Origin of the sequence: Mesorhizobium sp. M1217, assembly GCF_040318275.1 — a bacterium.
GTDB lineage: Bacteria > Pseudomonadota > Alphaproteobacteria > Rhizobiales > Rhizobiaceae > Mesorhizobium.
Genome location: NZ_JAMYMA010000049.1, coordinates 1 through 2871 on the forward strand (window position 1 = coordinate 1; position 2871 = coordinate 2871).

Annotated in this window: 2 protein-coding genes, 1 pseudogene and 1 other annotated feature; of the genes and pseudogenes, 1 reads left to right on the forward strand and 2 read right to left on the reverse strand. The window is 61.4% G+C overall.

Annotation, left to right across the window (positions count from 1 at the left end; translation table 11 throughout):
* Positions 1–287 precede the first annotated feature (287 nt).
* Positions 288–889 (reverse strand): annotated as a pseudogene (locus tag NKH37_RS33900) (transposase); the annotation flags it as partial.
* Positions 489–605, reverse strand: a sequence feature (AL1L pseudoknot). It overlaps the preceding pseudogene by 117 nt.
* A gap of 106 nt (positions 890–995) precedes the next feature.
* Here NKH37_RS33900 and NKH37_RS33905 point away from each other — a divergent pair.
* Entirely contained in the window at positions 996–2024 is a 1029-nt protein-coding gene (locus NKH37_RS33905) for an IS110 family RNA-guided transposase (protein WP_353042576.1), read from the forward strand.
* 530 nt (positions 2025–2554) lie between these two features.
* Here the strand turns inward: NKH37_RS33905 and NKH37_RS33910 are convergent.
* A partial coding sequence (locus NKH37_RS33910) for a M24 family metallopeptidase (RefSeq protein ID WP_353042578.1) occupies positions 2555–2871 on the reverse strand: 317 nt, incomplete at its 5' end.

A 2871-nucleotide genomic window follows, 5' to 3' on the forward strand; every position in this document is an offset into this window, starting at 1 on the left:
CGCGGCGTCGATCGATTCGTCGATGATGCCCAGGGCTTCGTCGACAAGCGCATCCGACAGGACCAGCGGCACAAGGAAGCGGATCACGTTGAAGTGTCGACCGCCTGTCAGCTTGGCCACAAAGCTTGCCGAGAGGATTTCTCCGTCGCCTATCACCGCGTTCCACGGCGATGGCCGGCTTCGTCGGAATACGCAGGGACACGGCCGCCTGCGTGGCGGATAAGCCTACGTCCAGACGTGCGCCGTGTCATTATGGCCCGCTGCTTCTCATTCTCGATGACTGGGGACCGGAAAAACTTAATGATGACCAGCGGCGCGACATCGAAGCCCTCGCGTTGCAACTGCCGCCAGATCTTGCGAACGCCATAGACGCGGAAGTTAGCCTCGAACACGCGTCGGACCTCATCCTTCAAAGCCTCATCCCGCTTCGCCCGAGCCGACAGCCGGGAGGGATCGATGCGCTTGGCGACATGGTCGTGGTAGGTCGACGGGGCGATCGGCAGCACCTTGCAGATCGGCTCGACCCCATGCGCCTCGCGGTGATCGTCGATGAACGCGATCATGGCTTGAACCGGCGGTCGAGCTCCGCCTGCGCAAAATACGCGGAAGCCTTGCGAAGGATCTCGTTGGCCTGGCGAAGCTCGCGGTTCTCGCGTTCCAAAGCCTTGAGTTTTGTCGCCACATCCGTAGGCACACCGGCTCGCACGCCACTGTCGCGCTCGGCCTTCTTCACCCACTCATGCAGCGTCTGCGCCGTGCAGCCGATCTTGGCGGCGATCGACGAGACCGCCGCCCACCGCGAGGCATGCTCGCCTTCGTGATCCAGAACCAGCCGCACCGCACGGGCTCGGACCTCGGGAGAGAACTTGTTGGTCGTCTTGCTTGTCATGGCTCCACCTTCTCAGGAGTTGATGGAGTGGATGCCCCTCCCGCCGAGCCAGCGGCGTGGCAGAATTGCCATCGCAGAATGGGCTGCGGACAACAGGAGGAACGACATGAACAACGTCACCATCATTGGCATCGATCTGGCGAAGCGCGTCTTCCACGCTTATGGCGCTCACGCCGACGGCGGCGTCGCATTCCGGAAGAGAATGGCTCGCTCTCAGGTCCTCCCGTTTTTGGCCCGACAGCCAACCTGTGTGGTCGCCATGGAGGCCTGCGCGAGCGCACACGAATGGGGCCGGGCAATTCGGGAGCTGGGCCACGAGGTGAGGCTCATCCCGCCCAGCTACGTCAAGCCTTATGTAAAGCGCCAGAAGAACGACACCGCCGATGCCGAGGCCATAGCTGAAGCGGGATCTCGACCAACGATGCGGTTTGTGGCGGTGAAGACGGAAGAGCAGCAAGCGAGGTCGATGGTGTTCCGGACGCGCGACCTCTTGGTGCGCCAGCGCACGCAACTGATCAACGCCTTGCGCGGTCATCTTGCCGAACACGGCGTCATCGCACCGCAAGGTCCGGCTCACCTGAAAACCTTGGCTGCCGCGATTGATGCCGCCGAATCTACGATGCCCCAACTGGTTGTCGACGTTGGTCGCGTCTACTTGGAGCAGGTCGATCGGTTGAGCTGCGAAGTTGCCGAGCTGGAGAAAATCCTCCGCCGCGAAGCCCAGTGCGGGGAGGATACACGCCGCCTTCAGACCATGCCGGGAGTCGGCCCGATCACGGCCATGGCGGTGGAAGCGTTTGCGCCCCCAATGTCGACCTTCAAGCGCGGCCGTGACTTTGCCGCTTGGCTCGGACTTGTGCCTATCCAGCACTCGACCGGTGGCAAGCAGCGGCTCGGCCGAACGTCTAAAATGGGCCAGCGGGACATCCGACGGTTGCTGATCATCGGCGCAATGTCCGTCATCCAGTGGGCCTCCCGCCGCGGTGCGCGGCCAGGATCATGGCTCGCCCGAATGCTGGATCGCAAACCGCTGATGCTGGTTGCCATGGCGTTGGCCAACAAGATGGCTCGCTCGGTATGGGCGATGTTGACAAAGAAAGAGGATTACCGGGATCTTGGCAGCGCGGCAGCATGAGCATGCACTCGGCGACTGCGAGGCCATGATGGGCGGCATGTGAGGAGGTCGTGAACGTCAAGGGCAAATGATCGGTCTGATCGGGATCAGGAAATGCACCGAGGCTCCAAGAGCGAAAAGCTCGTCGAGTTGATTTGCGCCTGATCCGCGTATCTCCATGACGGCCAGCGGCACCTCCGACGCCGCATCACAGGCCTGACACATGACCGCACCCGATCACATGCTCGAAGACGCGAAAGGCACTTGCATGAAACGGGGCATCCACACATGGAGCCTCCGATCAACCCGGGGCGGTTCAGTGCTGCTTGCGGCGCACGCCGCGAGCGCAATCCGGACCGAGCTTGATGCCCACCGGCGAATTGTCTCACACGAAACCAAGTTCCCGCTTCTAGCAGCCCTGTAAGAACCAGACTGTATGGGCGATGATCTACGGCGCCAAAGGATTGCGCTTGCGGCTGACGGTCGTGCCTCAAGATATCCTGCAAGTTTCAGAAACGCGAGGTTAAGTTGATAACGCCCTGCCGCCCAAATCATGCCCGATAGAGAGTGCGCGGCGTGTGACTAAGAATTTCGGCACCCCGTTCCGTAATCACAATTTGCTCGCTGCATCCACAGATGCGCCCACTTTCGCCGAACAGCAGGATCGGCATATGGAAGATCATTCCGAGTTCGAGGACATCCGTAGCACCTGGCTCCAAGCTCAGGTTGCCACGCTCCGACCAATGGATGCCGGTTTGGTATCCGGTTCGGTGGCGAAAAACTTTGGGGCGCCCAGATCGCTCAATCACCTTGCGAGCGGCTGCATCCACGGCGCCCGCCGTCACTCCGGGCTTCATAACCTCAATTG